The sequence below is a fragment of the Clostridium sp. genome, from assembly GCF_051650885.1.
Classification (GTDB): Bacteria; Bacillota; Clostridia; order Clostridiales; family Clostridiaceae; genus Clostridium.
Map to the genome: position 1 here is coordinate 1 of NZ_JBOFRG010000215.1, position 15512 is coordinate 15512.

At 28.9% G+C, this 15512-nt stretch carries 13 protein-coding genes and 4 tRNA genes; all 17 read left to right on the forward strand.

From position 1 onward, the window contains the following. Positions 1 to 61 precede the first annotated feature (61 nt). The 17 genes from ACRC28_RS10270 to trpD all read left to right on the forward strand — a co-directional run bounded on the left by ACRC28_RS10270 (position 62) and on the right by trpD (position 15512). Positions 62 to 138 (forward strand) — tRNA-Arg (locus ACRC28_RS10270). A 7-nt stretch (positions 139 to 145) separates the two neighbouring features. Further along, a tRNA-His gene (locus ACRC28_RS10275) sits at positions 146 to 221 on the forward strand. A 7-nt stretch (positions 222 to 228) separates the two neighbouring features. Then, a tRNA-Gln gene (locus ACRC28_RS10280) sits at positions 229 to 303 on the forward strand. A 7-nt stretch (positions 304 to 310) separates the two neighbouring features. After that, positions 311 to 386: transfer RNA gene (locus ACRC28_RS10285), tRNA-Lys, on the forward strand. A gap of 165 nt (positions 387 to 551) precedes the next feature. Next, complete coding sequence (locus tag ACRC28_RS10290; RefSeq protein ID WP_438543358.1) at positions 552 to 1958, forward strand: basic amino acid/polyamine antiporter; 1407 nt, start codon at positions 552 to 554, stop codon at positions 1956 to 1958. A 22-nt stretch (positions 1959 to 1980) separates the two neighbouring features. Beyond that, the gene (locus ACRC28_RS10295; RefSeq protein ID WP_438543359.1) at positions 1981 to 2391 is read left to right on the forward strand and encodes a PH domain-containing protein; all 411 of its coding nucleotides are present in this window, start codon (positions 1981 to 1983) and stop codon (positions 2389 to 2391) included. A 182-nt stretch (positions 2392 to 2573) separates the two neighbouring features. Further along, a complete protein-coding gene (locus ACRC28_RS10300; protein WP_438543360.1) occupies positions 2574 to 3116 on the forward strand; it encodes an NADH peroxidase in 543 nt (180 codons plus the stop codon). Between the two features lie 407 nt (positions 3117 to 3523). Continuing rightward, positions 3524 to 4066 (forward strand): NADH peroxidase, encoded by a 543-nt coding sequence (locus tag ACRC28_RS10305; RefSeq protein WP_438543361.1) that lies wholly within the window; start codon positions 3524 to 3526, stop codon positions 4064 to 4066. Between the two features lie 281 nt (positions 4067 to 4347). Further along, positions 4348 to 6018, forward strand: a complete 1671-nt coding sequence (locus ACRC28_RS10310; RefSeq protein ID WP_438543362.1) for a MutS-related protein — start codon at positions 4348 to 4350, stop codon at positions 6016 to 6018. Between the two features lie 11 nt (positions 6019 to 6029). After that, positions 6030 to 6719, forward strand: coding sequence for a response regulator transcription factor (locus ACRC28_RS10315; protein WP_438543363.1), 690 nt, complete (start codon positions 6030 to 6032; stop codon positions 6717 to 6719). Then, positions 6716 to 7960 (forward strand): sensor histidine kinase, encoded by a 1245-nt coding sequence (locus ACRC28_RS10320; protein WP_438543364.1) that lies wholly within the window; start codon positions 6716 to 6718, stop codon positions 7958 to 7960. Before ACRC28_RS10315 ends, ACRC28_RS10320 begins: the two co-directional genes overlap by 4 nt. Positions 7961 to 8068: 108 nt before the next feature. Then, on the forward strand, positions 8069 to 8734 hold the full coding sequence (locus ACRC28_RS10325; RefSeq protein WP_438543365.1) for an ABC transporter ATP-binding protein: 666 nt from the start codon (positions 8069 to 8071) through the stop codon (positions 8732 to 8734). A gap of 12 nt (positions 8735 to 8746) precedes the next feature. Next, positions 8747 to 11014, forward strand: a complete 2268-nt coding sequence (locus tag ACRC28_RS10330; protein ID WP_438543366.1) for an ABC transporter permease — start codon at positions 8747 to 8749, stop codon at positions 11012 to 11014. 136 nt (positions 11015 to 11150) lie between these two features. Then, positions 11151 to 12056, forward strand: coding sequence for a DMT family transporter (locus tag ACRC28_RS10335; protein WP_438543367.1), 906 nt, complete (start codon positions 11151 to 11153; stop codon positions 12054 to 12056). 468 nt (positions 12057 to 12524) lie between these two features. Continuing rightward, complete coding sequence (locus ACRC28_RS10340; protein WP_438543368.1) at positions 12525 to 13928, forward strand: anthranilate synthase component I family protein; 1404 nt, start codon at positions 12525 to 12527, stop codon at positions 13926 to 13928. Next, positions 13925 to 14506 carry an anthranilate synthase component II gene (locus tag ACRC28_RS10345; RefSeq protein ID WP_438543369.1) on the forward strand — a complete coding sequence of 194 codons (582 nt, stop codon included), beginning with the start codon at positions 13925 to 13927 and terminating at the stop codon, positions 14504 to 14506. The genes ACRC28_RS10340 and ACRC28_RS10345 overlap by 4 nt, the downstream gene beginning before the upstream one ends. Beyond that, positions 14493 to 15512 carry an anthranilate phosphoribosyltransferase gene (gene trpD / locus ACRC28_RS10350; RefSeq protein ID WP_438543370.1) on the forward strand — a complete coding sequence of 340 codons (1020 nt, stop codon included), beginning with the start codon at positions 14493 to 14495 and terminating at the stop codon, positions 15510 to 15512. The genes ACRC28_RS10345 and trpD overlap by 14 nt, the downstream gene beginning before the upstream one ends.

A 15512-nucleotide genomic window follows, 5' to 3' on the forward strand; every position in this document is an offset into this window, starting at 1 on the left:
GGTAATACTCCAGCCTTCCAAGCTGGAAAGGTGAGTTCGATTCTCACTACCCGCTCCATATGCGTCTTTAGCTCAGCTGGATAGAGCAACGCCCTTCTAAGGCGTGGGCCAGGAGTTCGAATCTCTTAAGACGCACCAAACTTTGGTGGACGTAGTTCAGTTGGTAGAGCGCCAGATTGTGGTTCTGGTTGTCGTGGGTTCGAGTCCCATCGTCCACCCCATTGTTTTAGGGATATCGCCAAGCGGTAAGGCACTACACTTTGACTGTAGCACTCGTAGGTTCGAATCCTGCTATCCCTGCCAACAATATGGTTCACTAGCTCAGTCGGTAGAGCACATGACTTTTAATCATGGTGTCCGGGGTTCGATTCCCCGGTGAGCCACCAAAGCTATGCATATGCATAGCTTTTTTTTTAAGTGAATAAATAAAAAATAGATGATAAAAATAAAAAGGAACGTTATAAATTTTTTTAGTAATATATGAGAAAAATTGAAGGATCATTTATTCAAAAGATAAAATATGCAAAGATGCATATAAAGGAGGTATTTAAGTGGAGGATAATGGAATTAATTCACAGAAGGTTGGTTTAATAGGATTAATTATGATTGTAGTTGGATCAATGATTGGAAGTGGAGTCTTTAATTTACCACAAGGAATGGCAAGTAGCGCTGGTGTAGGCGCTAGTATTATTGCATGGATTATAACTGGTGTAGGAGTGTTTTTTATTGCAAAAGTGTTTCAACTACTTTCAAATGAAAGAGCAGATATAACGGGGGGAATTTATTATTATGCTAAAAATGGATTTGGTACATATATGGGATTCAGTTCTGCATGGGGATATTGGCTTAGTAATTTAATTGGAAATGTATCATTTGCAATTTTATTAGTAAATGCATTAACAACATTTTTCCCTCAAATAGGTGGAGTAGATTCATTGCCAGGATTTATAATAAGTAGTATTTTAATTTGGGGTGTTATTGCATTTATAGCACAAGGAATGAAAACAGCAAATCTTATAAATAGTGTTGCAACAGTTGCTAAGATTGTACCTATAGGACTTGCAATTATCTTATTAATAATTGCTTTTAAAATGAACATATTTACAAGTGATGTTTGGTCAAAAGCACTTAATGCATCAGGTGCGACTCATTTAGGTGGGGTTGGCACACAGGTTAAAAATGCAATGCTTCAAACCTTATGGGTGTTTGTAGGTGTTGAAGGTGCAGTAGTTATTTCAGGAAGAGCAAAAAATTCAAAAGATGTAGGGAAAGCAACAATAATAGGATATGTATTTGTTCTTATATGTTATGTCCTTATTGTAATGTTAAGCTTTGGAATTATGACCCAAGAACAACTAATAAATGTTCAGACACCAGCACTTGGAGGTATATTAAAGTATACTAATGGAACATGGGCTGAAATAATGATTAATATAGGAGTAGTAATTTCTATATTAGGTGCATGGGTATCATGGACAATTTTAACAGTAGAAACTCCAATGATGGTATCTAAGGATAAAATGTTTCCTAAATTTTTAGGAAAGGTAAATAAAAATAATGCAGCTGTTAATGCTTTAATATTTAATGGAATAATAATGGAAATTGCGTATATAATATCTATGAGGTCACAGAATGCATTTGTACAGGTTACTAATACTGCTACTACAATGATCTTAATACCATACTTATTATCAGCAGGTTTTCTTTTAAAAATATCTATAAAAGATAAGAAATATGGGAATATGGTATATGCTTTAGGTGGAGTTATTTATTCAGTTTATATGATAACAACAGCTGGAATGCAGAATTTATTTTTATGTTTTGGATTGTATGGATTAGGAATAATATTTTTAATTATAAAATCCATCGAAAATAAAGATAAGGTATTTGACAAAAAGTGGGAAATGGTATTATGCTTAATATTCATAGTATTAGGAATTTGTAGTTTCATTTTTTAGATAAAAAAAGGGGGATTTTTTTATGGGGTTTTATGATAAGATTACTGGAAAAGGAACAGCAGGGGGAGCAGATTTAAGTAGGTTAGATGATTTTTTATTACCTAATGAATCAATTATAGCTTCTTATCAATTTATTAGAGATTCAATTGTATTGACTAATTTAGGCGTTTATATGATTGATGTACAAGGGGTAACAGGAAAAAAGGTTGAGACTAAATTTTTTCCAAGAAAAAATATAAAAAGTGTTAGCTTTGAAACAGCTGGAAGTTTTGATTTAGATGTAGATATAAAAATAGGTGTTGACGGAAATACAGTAGTAACTGCAAATGGGATACCCTATTCAGCACCAATTGCTTTTAAAGTTCCAAAAGCACAAGCAAATGAAGCAAAGAGAATAATAAATCAAATAAAAGAACATTATTTATGCATTTAAAGAATATATAGATTAGTAGATAAAGTCCCTTTATGGTAGATAATCAAGGTTAGATTATTTCCATAGAGGGATTATTTTATTGTAAATAAATAGTTAATTGTTCCAAAAAAGGAAAGTTTGGTAGAGGAATAGTGTTAAAATAAAAGAGTAATAAATAATAAAAATGAAATGAGGGATTTAGAATGAAAAGATTTATGTGTACAGTATGTGGATATGTATTTGAAGGTGCTGAAGCTCCAGAAGTATGTCCAGTATGTAAAGCTGGAAAAGATAAATTTGTAGAGCAAGCTGGTGAAATGGCTTGGGCTGATGAACACAGAATAGGTGTAGCACAAGGTGTTGACGAAAAAGTAATCGAAGGATTAAGAGCTAACTTCATGGGAGAATGTACAGAAGTTGGAATGTACTTAGCAATGTCAAGACAAGCAGATAGAGAAGGACATCCAGAAGTTGGAGAAGCTTACAAAAGAATAGCTTTCGAAGAAGCTGAGCACGCTGCTAAATTTGCTGAAATGTTAGGTGAAGTTGTAGTTGCTGATACAAAAGCAAACTTACAAGCAAGAGTTGATGCTGAATTTGGTGCATGTCAAGGTAAAAAAGACTTAGCAACACTTGCTAAACAATTAAACTTAGATGCAATTCATGACACAGTTCACGAAATGTGTAAAGATGAAGCTAGACACGGAAGAGCATTCAAAGGCCTTTTAGACAGATATTTTGCATAGAATTTAATAAGGTTTAAATATAAGAGTATCTATGAAATGTAGGAGTATTTCATAGGTACTTTTTTTAAGTTAAGAATTAAGAGGTTAGAGTTAAGAGTTAGGGGAATCGCAAGCGATTCTAGTGGGGTACTCAAAATTTGTCTGTGACAAATTTTATCGTAAAAGAAGGCTAGTTAAGAATGTGAAATTGGAGTTTTTAATTAAAGGTAAAAAATAAAATTCAATTAATAAAAATTATTTTAAAAAAGGTATTTACAATTAATAATTATTATTATAAAATAAGTATAGATTAAAACAAAAGATAAAGTTAAGGCTTTTAAGGTTTATGAAAATAGGTTTTAAAAGCTTTAGGAATTTTTATATAGAGAATAAAAAAGTGTGTTTTGTAATAAGAGGAGGATTTTAAAATGAAAAAATTTATTTGTACAGTATGTGGATACATTCATGAAGGAGAAGTTGCACCAGAAAAATGTCCAGTTTGTGGTGTTGGAGCTGATAAATTCAAAGAGCAAGTTGGTGAAATGGCTTGGGCTGATGAACATAGAATTGGAGTAGCACAAGGTGTTGACGAAAGAGTAATTGAAGGATTAAGAGCTAACTTTATGGGAGAATGTACTGAAGTTGGAATGTACTTAGCTATGGCTAGACAAGCAGATAGAGAAGGACATCCAGAAGTTGCAGAAGCTTATACTAGAATAGCTTTTGAAGAAGCTGAGCACGCTGCTAAATTTGCTGAACTTTTAGGTGAAGTTGTAGTAGCTGATACTAAAGCTAACTTACAAGCAAGAGTTGATGCTGAGTTTGGTGCATGTCAAGGTAAAAAAGATTTAGCTACATTAGCTAAACAATTAAACTTAGATGCAATCCATGACACAGTTCATGAAATGTGTAAAGATGAAGCTAGACACGGAAGAGCTTTCAAAGGTCTTTTAGATAGATACTTCGCATAGAAAATAAAGCTTGGGTATTTTAAGACGATAGAAATATGTTTAAAATACCCAAATAAAAGTATAAATACTTAAAAATTTAATCTAAACTAGAGGTAACTCTCGAAAGTGATTAAATTGTCCATTTAAAAATTACTATAAACATTCATCCAAATATAGAAAGAACCTAACCCCTTTAGGTTCTTTTTTTTATGTTCAAATATATATTAGTTAAAATCTATTTACAAACAGTTAATTACCAAAAAAAAGGTTTGTATGATATAATTTGAAAAAGAGGTGAGGGTATGGATGGTATTTTTATTTATGGCGTATATGTGATTATTATTGTAGTAGCAATGATGATAGCTGGAAGCTTTACTAAATATAAATTTAAGAAGAGATGTTTAGAAAATATAAGAAATCTTTATGGAACGAGAAAACATATGAAGGATGACTATGTTAATCATGGGGATGATACAGATAGTTATTTTTTGAATTCAAAAGAAGAAGGTTTCTATTTAGATAATATAACTTGGAATGATTTTAATATGAATGAAATATTTAAGCTTATGGCAAATACTAATACAAGTATAGGAAGTGAGTATTTATATAAATCACTTAGGAGTTTAGAGTTTGATAAAAGAAATTTAGATAAGAGAAAAGCTTTAATTCAGTTTTTTAAAGAAAATAAAGAAATAAGAGAAGATATTTCTTTAGAACTTAAATGTCTTGGAAGAAAAAATTCAGCAAGACTTTCAGATTATTTTATGAAAGAAAATAAAACATACAAGATGAATTTTAAATTATTTAAAATTTTAAGATATTTACCTATTCCTTTAATAGCATTATCTTTTTTTAGTCCAATATTTATTTTATTAATTATTTTAAATATTACAGCTAATGTCATTATTCATATGAGAGTTGAGAAAAAGTTAGAATATAGAATGCAAGATTATGTGTATTTAATCAATATGGTACTGAATGCTAAAAAAATCTATTCTAAAAATATAAAAGAAGTAAATAAATATTATAAAGAAGTCCAAAGTGCTATAGAAAAAACGATTTGCTTAAAGAGAAAGAATACTGGAAGCAAAGAAGTGAATATGGGAAATGATATGGATATTTTTTCAGAGTATGTAGCTATGTTAACTTTAAAAAATGTAGTTAATTATGGTGATATTGAAGAAGTGGTTTTAAGAGAAGGTGAGAGGATTAAAGAGATTTATGATTTTATTGGAGAACTTGATGCATTAATTGGAGTAGCTTCATTTACAGAAACTTTAGATCAGTATTGTATACCAGAATTTGCTGAAGAAAAGAAGATAGAGTTTGAAGATATATATAATCCCTTAATAAAAAATCCAGTAAAAAATGGCTTTGCAGGAAGTAATGGAGTTTTAATTACAGGCTCTAATGCATCAGGAAAAAGTACTTTTTTAAGAAGTATAGGATTAAATGTAGTTTTAGCTCAAAGTTTTAATATAGCTTGTGCAAGCAAATTTAAAATTCCAACTTTAAGAGTTTTTAGTTCTATGGCTTTAAGTGATAGCATTATGTCAAATGATAGTTATTATATGGCAGAAATAAAGTCTATAAAAAGAATATTAGAATTCAAAGATGAGAATTTTATATGTTTTATTGATGAGGTTTTAAGAGGGACAAACACTCTAGAAAGAATAGCAGCTTCGTCAGAGATTTTAAATAAGCTTGGAAATATGAAAAACTGTATTTGTTTTGGAGCAACACATGATATTGAATTAACTTATATATTAAAAAATAGTTTTAAAAATTATAGCTTCGAAGAAAAGATTGAAGATAATAAGATAAAATTTGATTACAAGTTAAAAGAGGGAGCATCAAAAACAAAGAATGCTATAAAAATATTAGAGTTTATGGGTTATGAGGAAGATATAGTAGATAGAGCAAATGGTAATGTAGAGTATTTTATAAAAAATAGTAGTTGGAAAGAGATATAAAAGGGGAAGTTATGAGAGTTTTATTGGTTGAGGATGATATTTCTTTGAATAAGGGAATAAGCTTTGCTTTAAGAAAGGAAGGATTTGATGTAAGTGGGGTTAATTATATTAAGGATGCTGAGGAAGTGTTAATTTCAGCGAAGGTTGATTTAATAGTTTTAGATGTTAATTTACCTGATAAGAGTGGGTTTGAGTTTTGCATGGATTTAAGGCGTGTATCGGATATTCCTATAATTTTTTTAACAGCACAAAATTCAGATTTAGATATTAGTAATGGGCTAGATATGGGAGCAGATGATTATATGACAAAGCCCTTTAGTATTAAAGTTTTAATTTCTAGAATAAATGCAATTTTAAGAAGAAGCAGAAAAGAAGAGGTATCTAGAAAGTTTATTTCAAATGAAATTGTTATAGATGAAGAGTTAATGAAGGTTATGAAAAATGATGAGGAAGTTTATTTAAGTAAAAAGGAGTTTTTACTTCTTAGATATTTAATGATAAATGGAAAAAGAGTTTTAAGTAGAGAACAGATATTAGATAATGTCTGGAGTGATGAAGTAGAGTTTGTAGATAAAAATGTAGTTCCTGTAAATATAAAAAGGCTTAGAGAAAAGATAGAGAGTAATCCTAAAAATCCAGAGTATATAAAGAATATTAGAGGTCTTGGTTATCTTTGGTCTTTTGGATGTAATAAGCTATGAGAAAAGAAAAGAAGTTTGATAGATGGATATTAATTAGTTTTGTTATTATAGTAACGGTAATAACAATTGGATATATTTTTATTAATTATAAGCTTAAGGAGTATCAAACAGAAGAACTTATAAAATATGCAAATTGTATTGGTGCTATGGATGAAAGTGGTTCTAATATGGATGAAATAATAAAAAAGGTGTTAAGTGAAGATATTTCTAAAGAGAATGTATATAAAGGGTTAGAACGTTTAAATAATTATGGCTATTTTGAAGGAATGGATATTCAAAATAAGTGGATTGGAAAAACCTTTGTAAAAATAAAAGATGTAACTTTAGGTGTTTTAATTTTAATAAGCTTAATAGTAGTTTCCTCTATATGGGTTTTATATTATAGAGATTTAAAAAAGTTAAAAAAGATAAATGTAGCTTTAGAAAAAGTTGTAGAAGGAAAAGCTATGGAACCTCTAAGTGAAACAGAAGAAGGGGACATAGGTCTTTGTTACCATAATATAAATACAGTAGTTTTAAGATTGAATATAGGAAAAGAAAAGTTAAAAGAAGAAAGAGATAGAATAAGAGAGTTATTAAGTGAATTATCTCATCAACTAAAGACGCCAATTGCAGGAATAAAGATGAATAATGAGCTTATTTTAGAAGGATATGTAGATGATTCTGAGAAAAATGAGTTTTTAAGAGAAAACAATGAAAATATAGATAGAATGGAATGGATAACAACAGGTCTTATAAAATTATCAACCCTTGAATCTAAGTCTATAAATTTAAATAAAAAAGAAAGTAGTATAAGTGAAACACTTTTAAATAGTATAAATGGGGTTCATGGAAAAGCTTTAGAAAAAAACATTACCATAAATATTTTAAAGTTTGATGAAGGTAATTTAAGGCATGATAAAAAATGGCTTGGTGAAGCTATTATAAATATTTTAGATAATAGTATTAAGTATAGTTTAGAAAATAAGGAGATAGATATTTCTTTAGAAATAGAAGCTTCTAAAATTAAAATAATAATAAAGGATAGAGGTTTTGGAATAAAGAAAGAAGATAAAGATAAGATATTTAAAAGATTTTATAGAAGCTATAGTGAAGAAATTAGAAATGAAGAGGGCTCTGGAATTGGTTTATATTTAAGTAAAAAAATAATTGAAGATCATAATGGAAATATAAAAGTGAAAAGTGAAGTGGGAAAGGGAAGCACTTTTACTATAACTTTATATAAACATTTAATAGATTAAGGCTAAAATAACAAAACTGTTATTTTAGCTGTTATTTTTCTGTTATTTTAAGTGGCTAGAATAAAAATATAGAAAACTTAAAATAAAAGATGTAGGGAGAATTTGAGAATGAAAGTATTAGAGGGAATTAACTTAGTAAAAAGTTATGGAGAGGGAGAAACAAAGGTAGTTGCAGTAAATAATATAAATGTAAGCATAGAAAGAGGAGAATTTGTCACTATTGTAGGAACATCAGGCTCAGGAAAATCAACATTACTTCATTTATTAGGAGGACTTGATTATGCAACTAGTGGAAAAATTATTATAGATGGACGTGATATTCAAACTTTAAAAAAGGATGAGCTTAGTATTTTTAGAAGAAGGAATATAGGGTTTATATTTCAAGGTTTTAACTTAGTACCAGTTTTAACTGTTTATGAAAATGTAGTGTTACCTATAAATGCAGATGGGAAAAAGCAGGACGAAAAGTTTGTAAAAGAAATAATGGAATCTCTTGGTATATGGATAAAGAAAGATAAGTATCCAAATCAATTATCAGGAGGGCAACAACAAAGAGTGGCTATTGCAAGGGCGTTAGTTACAAGACCATCAATAGTTTTAGCAGATGAACCAACAGGGAATTTAGATAGCAAAAATACAGAAGAGGTTATGAGCCTTTTAAAATCTTGTTCAAAGAAATATAATCAAACAATTGTACTAATAACTCACAATGATGAAATTGCACATCAAGGAGATAGAAGTTTAAGAATTGAAGATGGAAAGATATTTGAATAGGAGGAAAGGACTATGGAAAAAAGGGTTGCACTTAGGTATATAAAATCGAGAAAAAAGAAAAATATAATAAGTATTTTAACAATAGTTTTAGTAACAGCATTTTTAATGGCAGTAGGAATTTATGCTTATAGCTATAATTTAATGAGTAGAAATTTTTCCAAGGCATATGATGGTGGCTTTTATGGGGCAGCAATTATAGATAATGAAGAAGAGGTAGAAAAGATAAAAGCTCATAATAATGTAGAAAGCCTTGGAACTAGAATACTTGCTTATATGGAAAGTAATAGTGAAAGTGATATAGAGTATGCTTATTATGATAATATTGCACAAGGGTATTATGACTTAGAATTAAAGAGTGGAAAAATAAATCCAGAAAATAATGAATGTGTAATTGATAATTTATATGAAAAAAAGTTTAATAAAAAGATTGGAGATAAGATAACTTTTTTAGATAAAGAGTTAAAAATAGTTGGAATTGTAGAAAATAAAAAATATACAGTAAGTGACAATAATTTTTATAGAGTCTTTGTAAATGAAAATTTAGCTAAAGAGCTTGGTGGAAAAAAAGAAGGATTAATAAAGCTTATAAAAGCAGAGTCTTATGAAGAGGATTTTGAAAGTATAAGGTTATTAATAAATGGAGATGTAGAAGATATTTTTATAAATGAGGGAATGGTATCTAAAGATATGAGTGGTTCAGAAGTGATACCTTATATTTTAATTGGATTACTTGTAGTTATCTCAGGAATATTTATAATATATAACATTTTTAATATAATGCTTGTAGAAAGAGTAAAAGCAGTAGGACTACTATTAACAGTAGGTGTAACAGGAAAACAAGTTAGAAAAATAGTTTTATATGAAGCATTATTTTTATCAGTAATTGGTATTCCTCTTGGAGCCATACTTGGAATGATTGGTGCAAAAGCTACAATGCTTGGAATAAAATTTGAAGAAGATCTAAGATTTATATTAAATCCAATAGTATTTATATTTGTAATAGTAGTTTCTTTAATAACTGTCTTAATTTCAGTATTATTACCAGCATTTAAAATATCAAAATTATCACCAATAGAAGCAAGTAAGTTTACAGGAATAGAAGGAAGTAAATTAAAGAAAGAAATAAAAGGAAAAGATTTTATAGATAAACTTGCAAAAGGAAATATAAAAAAGAATAAAAAGATAAATAGAATAACTATTATATCAATGACTTTATCAATTACATTATTTATAGTTGCTGCAACTATATTTAAAAGTATGAGCATTAAAAAGATGGTTCAGGATACTTTTATAGAAAATGTACAAGTGAATTTAAGCTTTGAAGGAATTCTAAATGGAGACTATATAGATGAAGAGATAATTAAAAAGCTAGAAGAGGCAGAAGATAATGTAGTTTCTTTAAAGATTATAGGTGAAAAAACTGAAGGTGTGGCTAGAAAAGCATATTTAGGAATAACTGATGAAATATTAAAAAAAGCAGAAGATAAAATAGTACTTGGAGAAATTAATAAAGAAAGCTTTAAAGAGGGAAAAGAAGCATTAGTATATATGAGTCATAATACAAGTCCTTATGCATTAGGAGAAAAGATAATAGTAAAAGATAAAGAAGGAAAAGAAACTGAAGTTACTGTAACGGCTATATTAAGTGAGCCAGTAGTAAAAGGAGTATATGCAGAAGGAATATATATTTATAATGATTCAAAAGTTTTTGAAAACACAAAGGATTATGGAAAAATTTTAGTGAAAACAAGTGAAAAAGAAAGTAAAATGGTAGCAGAAAAAATAGAAAAAATTACAGGGAAATATAAAAATATAGATAAGGTAGAAAACTTTGAAGATACCTTAATCCAGTTAAAAGAAGAAAAAAGAAGCTATGAGCTTTTAGGATATTCAATTATTGGAGTAGTGGCTATAATTGGTTTAATGGGATTTATTAATTCAACATTATCAGAAATTCTTTTTAGAAGAAGAGAATTTGGAATGTTAAGAGGTGTTGGAGTAACAGATACTCAAATCAAAAAATTAGTTCAAAGAGAAGGAATCTTAAAAATGAGAGTCGCTTTAATTATAGGAGTAGTCTTAGGAAATATTCTAGCATTTATATCAGTAAAAATATTTATGAATGCTATGGGTGCAACCTTTGCAGTATATAGCTTCCCATTTATAGAAACTATATTGTGTATTGGAGTAATTCTTCTTGTATTAAAAGTAATAACAACAGTAGGAATAAATAAAATAGTTAAAGACTCAATAGTAGAACAAATAAAAATTGAAGATTAAAAAGAAAAAAATTCAGATGGATGTTAAAATTTCATCTGAATTTTTATTTATTGTGAAAGTTTAAATTTTATACATTGAATAAAAGGATAAAGTGTCTATAATACAAAAGTGGAGATTATATTTAGGAGTGAGTTTTTTGAAAAGTGCAGTAGGATTAACATTTGCAATCTTAGCATCTATCTGTTTTGGATTTCTTGGGATATTCGCAAAGGTAGGATATGATGCAGGGTCAAACCCAACAACAGTTTTAGTTGCAAGATTTTTATTAGCAGCAATAATTTTATTTATAGTTATAAAGATAAGTGGAAAGTCTTTAAAGATAACTAAGGAACAGCTTGGAATTTTATTTATAATGGGAGCCATAGGATATACTTTAACTACACAAACTCTTTTTGAGTCTTATGAGTATGTTGGAGTAGGACTTGCAACAGGACTTCATTTTATTTATCCTTTATGTGTTTGTATATTTGGATTTTTATTTGTAAAAGAAAAGTTTACTAAAAGAAAAACAATTGCATTAGTAATATCAATAATTGGAGTATTTCTTTTATCCGCATCAGAAAAAGGTGGAGTAGATATAAGAGGAATCTTCTTAGCTCTTTTATCAGGAATTGTTTATGGAGCAACAGTTTTTGGAATGGGAAGAGAAAAAATAAAAATGTTAAATGGAATGGTAACAACCTTTTATTGCTCTCTTTTTGCAGGAATTATTACTTTAATTATAGGAGCTATACGAGGACAACTTATAACTAAAATTAATGTACATATAGGAGTTTCTTATCTTGGAATTGCAGTAGTATCTACAGTAATATCTTTAGTATTTTTACAAATAGCAATAAAAGATATAGGAGCATCTAATTCATCTATATTAGGAACTTTTGAACCTATTGTAGGGATAATAGCAAGCTTTATATTTTTTGGAGAGTCCATAGGCGTAGATACTATATTAGGAATGTTATTGATTGTTGTAGCTGTAATAATTTTATCGAGAGAAAAGCCAGAGGTGTTAGAAAACACAAATTTACAATTTAGTAGTACATAGAAAGATAAACTTTGAGTTTTTAGCTCAAGGTTTATTTTAAATTGGAAACATTTGACAATAAAATGAATATAAAATATAATATATAAAAATTAGTAAATAAAAACTCTAAAATAAAGAGGGAGTAATTTTAGTGGAAGTTTAAAGAGAGTCTAGAAATGGTGAGAACTAGATAATGAAAGCTTTAATGAATGGGTCTTTTACGAGGAAAGCTTGAAATTTTAAAAGTAGGGCTTTACGGGATGTCTACCGTTAAAATGACAGGATATCGAAGTGTTTAAAAGCATTTTCCGTATCTGTAATATTTTAAATGTACAGGGGAAATATACACTTTATTCTAAATTAGAATAAGGTTTTTTATTTATCTAAATTACATAAATGGGTGGCATAGGAAGTCACTTCATCCCATTTTTAGGGGTGAGGTGGCTTTTTGTTTTAGAGAATTTAAGAAAAAGGAGAGGTGTTTAAAAGATGGTTAATTTAACTGAAGGCGAGTTTTTAAAATGTAAGGAAAGGGAAAAAAATTTTTCTCTTATTAGTACATTTAGAGGTGATGATTTAACACCTATAAATATTTATAAGGGGTTAGAGGGTGAAAATAAGTTTATTTTTGAAAGTGGAAGCAGAAATGAGCATTTTGGAAGATATTCTTTTATTGGAGAAAAAGCTAAATATTTATTAGTGGGTAATGAACTTAATCAGATGGAAAAGCTTAGACAGGAGTTAAGTACAGGGTTTTTAGAGAAAACAAATCCTTTCCCTTTTAAGGGAGGAGCTATAGGATATTTAGCTTATGATATTACGGAAAAGTATGAAGAAAGATTATGCTTTAAAAATAAGGATACAGTAGAAACAGAAAATTATAGATTTTCTTTTTATGATGAATATATTTGCTATGATGCTTTTACACATAGAATAAGCTTTATAACTAATATAGATAAAGAAGAAAAGCGTGGGTATGATGAGATTTTAAAAGTTCAAAGGGAAAGTTTTAAAAATATAAAGAAAAGAATTTCAAAAAATATTTTAGATATAGATGATGATTTTGAAAAGAAGGAATTAATAGAAGTTGAAGAAACTAAAAAAGAAAAGTTTCTAGAAATGGTTAAAAAGGCAAAAAAATATATTGAAGAGGGAGATATATTTCAAGTTGTTTTATCTATTAGAACAAAGGTTAAAACAGAGAAAGAAGATTTTGAACTGTATAGAAGACTTAGAGAAGAAAACCCATCACCATATATGTTTTTAATAAAGTATAAGGATTTTTCAATTATAGGTGCATCACCAGAAAGTCTTGTTTCAGTTAAAAATGGAGTTGTTAGAACTAATCCAATAGCAGGTACAAGGAAAAGAGGGAAAACTTTAGAAGAGGATGTAAAGCTAGAAAAAGAGCTTTTAAATGATGAAAAAGAGAGGGCAGAGCATTTAATGCTTGTAGACCTTGGAAGAAATGATATAGGTAAGATTAGTGAGTTTTCATCAGTAAATCTAGACCAATTTATGAAAATAGAAAAGTTTTCTCATGTTATGCATATTACTTCAAGAGTTAGAGGGAATTTAAAAAAAGATAAGGATTCTTTCCATGCTTTAGAAAGTTGTATTCCAGCAGGAACTGTATCTGGTGCACCCAAAATACGTGCAATGGAAATTATAGAAGAGCTTGAAGAGGTTAAGAGAGGAATTTATTCAGGAGCAGTTGGATATTTTTCTTATAGTAATAACGTGGATATGAGCATAGCTATAAGGACAATAGTCTTAAAGAATGGAATAGCAAATATTCAAGCAGGAGCAGGAATAGTATATGATTCAGTTCCAGAAAAAGAGTATGAGGAAATACAAAATAAGCTTGGAATATTAAAGGAGGTATTAAGATGATTTTAATAATAGATAATTATGATTCCTTTACCTACAACCTATATCAATATGTAGGAGAAATGGCAGAAGTAGCAGTAAAGAGAAATGATAAGGTAACTATAGAAGAAATTAAAAAAATGAATCCTTCAGGAATAATAATATCTCCAGGACCAGGAAGACCAGAAAATGCAGGAATAATTGTAGACGTAATAAAAAGGTTTTACAAAGAGATTCCCATACTTGGAATATGTTTAGGGCATCAAGCAATAGGTTATGCATTTAAGGGGAATATTGTTTATGCAAAAGAGATAAAACATGGAAAGATTAGTGAAATTCAAATAAAGGGAAAAGATATTTTTGATGGAGTAAGAAGGCGAATAAAAGTTATGAGATATCATTCATTAATAATAGATAAGGTAAATTTCCCATTAGAGTTAGAAATAATAGGAGAATCTTTAGATACTAAAGAAATTATGGCTATAAAGCATAAAGAGGAAAAGCTTTATGGTCTTCAGTTTCATCCAGAATCTATAGGAACAGAAAAGGGTATGAGAATAATAGAAAATTTTATAAAAGAGGTGTGCAATGAATATATGTGATGGAATAAAAAAGTTAACTAAAGAAGAAAATCTAAGAAAAGAAGAAATAGAAGAAATACTTGGAGAAATAATAGAGGGAAAATGCACTAAAACACAGATTGGTGGATTTTTAATTGGTCTTAAGATGAAGGGGGAAACAGTAGAAGAAATTTTAGGTGTTGTACAAGCTCTTAGAAAGAGAATGATAAAGATAAATGTAGAGAATGAATTCTTAATAGATACTTGTGGAACAGGAGGAGATGGGCTTAATACCTTTAATATTTCAACAGCAGCATCTATAGTTTCAGCAAGTGCAGGAGTGAAGATTGCAAAGCATGGGAATAGAAGCGTTTCTAGTATGTGTGGTAGTGCAGATGTTTTAGAAAAGTTAAATATAAGAGTAGATTTAAGTAAAGAAAAAAGTGAGAAGATTATAAAAGAAAATGGAATGAGCTTTTTATTTGCACCTTATTATCATGGGGCTATGAAGTCAGTAGCAGAGGAAAGAAGAGAGCTTAAAACAAGAACTATATTTAACCTTATAGGACCTCTTGTAAATCCAGCTAACTTAAGTGGACAACTGCTTGGGATTTATGATAAAAGCCTAATGAGAACTGCTTGTGAAGTTCTTAAAAGTTTAGGGCTTAAAAAGGCTATGATAGTTCATAGTGAGGATGGTTTAGATGAAATAAGTATTAGTGATGAAACTAATATTTGTGAACTTAAGGATGGAGAGATATTAGAATATAAAATAAAACCTGAGGATTTTAATATAGAAAGAGCTAGTTTAGAAAATTTAAAGGGAAATGATGCAGAGTTTAATGCAAAGCTTATTTTAGAAATATTAGAAGGAAAGAAAGGTCCAAAGAGAGATGTTGTAATTTTAAACAGTGGAGCATCAATATATATAGGTAATAAGGCAAATTCTTTAGAAGAGGGAGTACAGATAGCAAGAGAAATGTTAGATTCTAAAAAAGCTTTAGAAAAGTATAAAGAGTTAGTTTATATAACAAATAAGGAGGAGTAA

What these genes read in the sequence shown, in the direction of transcription:
- ACRC28_RS10320 (WP_438543364.1), top strand. Translation starts at nt 6,716, where the DNA reads ATGAGAAAAGAAAAGAAGTTTGATAGATGGATATTAATTAGTTTTGTT.
- ACRC28_RS10310 (WP_438543362.1), top strand. Translation starts at nt 4,348, where the DNA reads ATGGATGGTATTTTTATTTATGGCGTATATGTGATTATTATTGTAGTA.
- ACRC28_RS10345 (WP_438543369.1), top strand. Translation starts at nt 13,925, where the DNA reads ATGATTTTAATAATAGATAATTATGATTCCTTTACCTACAACCTATAT.
- ACRC28_RS10325 (WP_438543365.1), top strand. Translation starts at nt 8,069, where the DNA reads ATGAAAGTATTAGAGGGAATTAACTTAGTAAAAAGTTATGGAGAGGGA.
- ACRC28_RS10340 (WP_438543368.1), top strand. Translation starts at nt 12,525, where the DNA reads ATGGTTAATTTAACTGAAGGCGAGTTTTTAAAATGTAAGGAAAGGGAA.
- ACRC28_RS10300 (WP_438543360.1), top strand. Translation starts at nt 2,574, where the DNA reads ATGAAAAGATTTATGTGTACAGTATGTGGATATGTATTTGAAGGTGCT.
- trpD (WP_438543370.1), top strand. Translation starts at nt 14,493, where the DNA reads ATGAATATATGTGATGGAATAAAAAAGTTAACTAAAGAAGAAAATCTA.
- ACRC28_RS10295 (WP_438543359.1), top strand. Translation starts at nt 1,981, where the DNA reads ATGGGGTTTTATGATAAGATTACTGGAAAAGGAACAGCAGGGGGAGCA.
- ACRC28_RS10330 (WP_438543366.1), top strand. Translation starts at nt 8,747, where the DNA reads ATGGAAAAAAGGGTTGCACTTAGGTATATAAAATCGAGAAAAAAGAAA.
- ACRC28_RS10305 (WP_438543361.1), top strand. Translation starts at nt 3,524, where the DNA reads ATGAAAAAATTTATTTGTACAGTATGTGGATACATTCATGAAGGAGAA.
- ACRC28_RS10315 (WP_438543363.1), top strand. Translation starts at nt 6,030, where the DNA reads ATGAGAGTTTTATTGGTTGAGGATGATATTTCTTTGAATAAGGGAATA.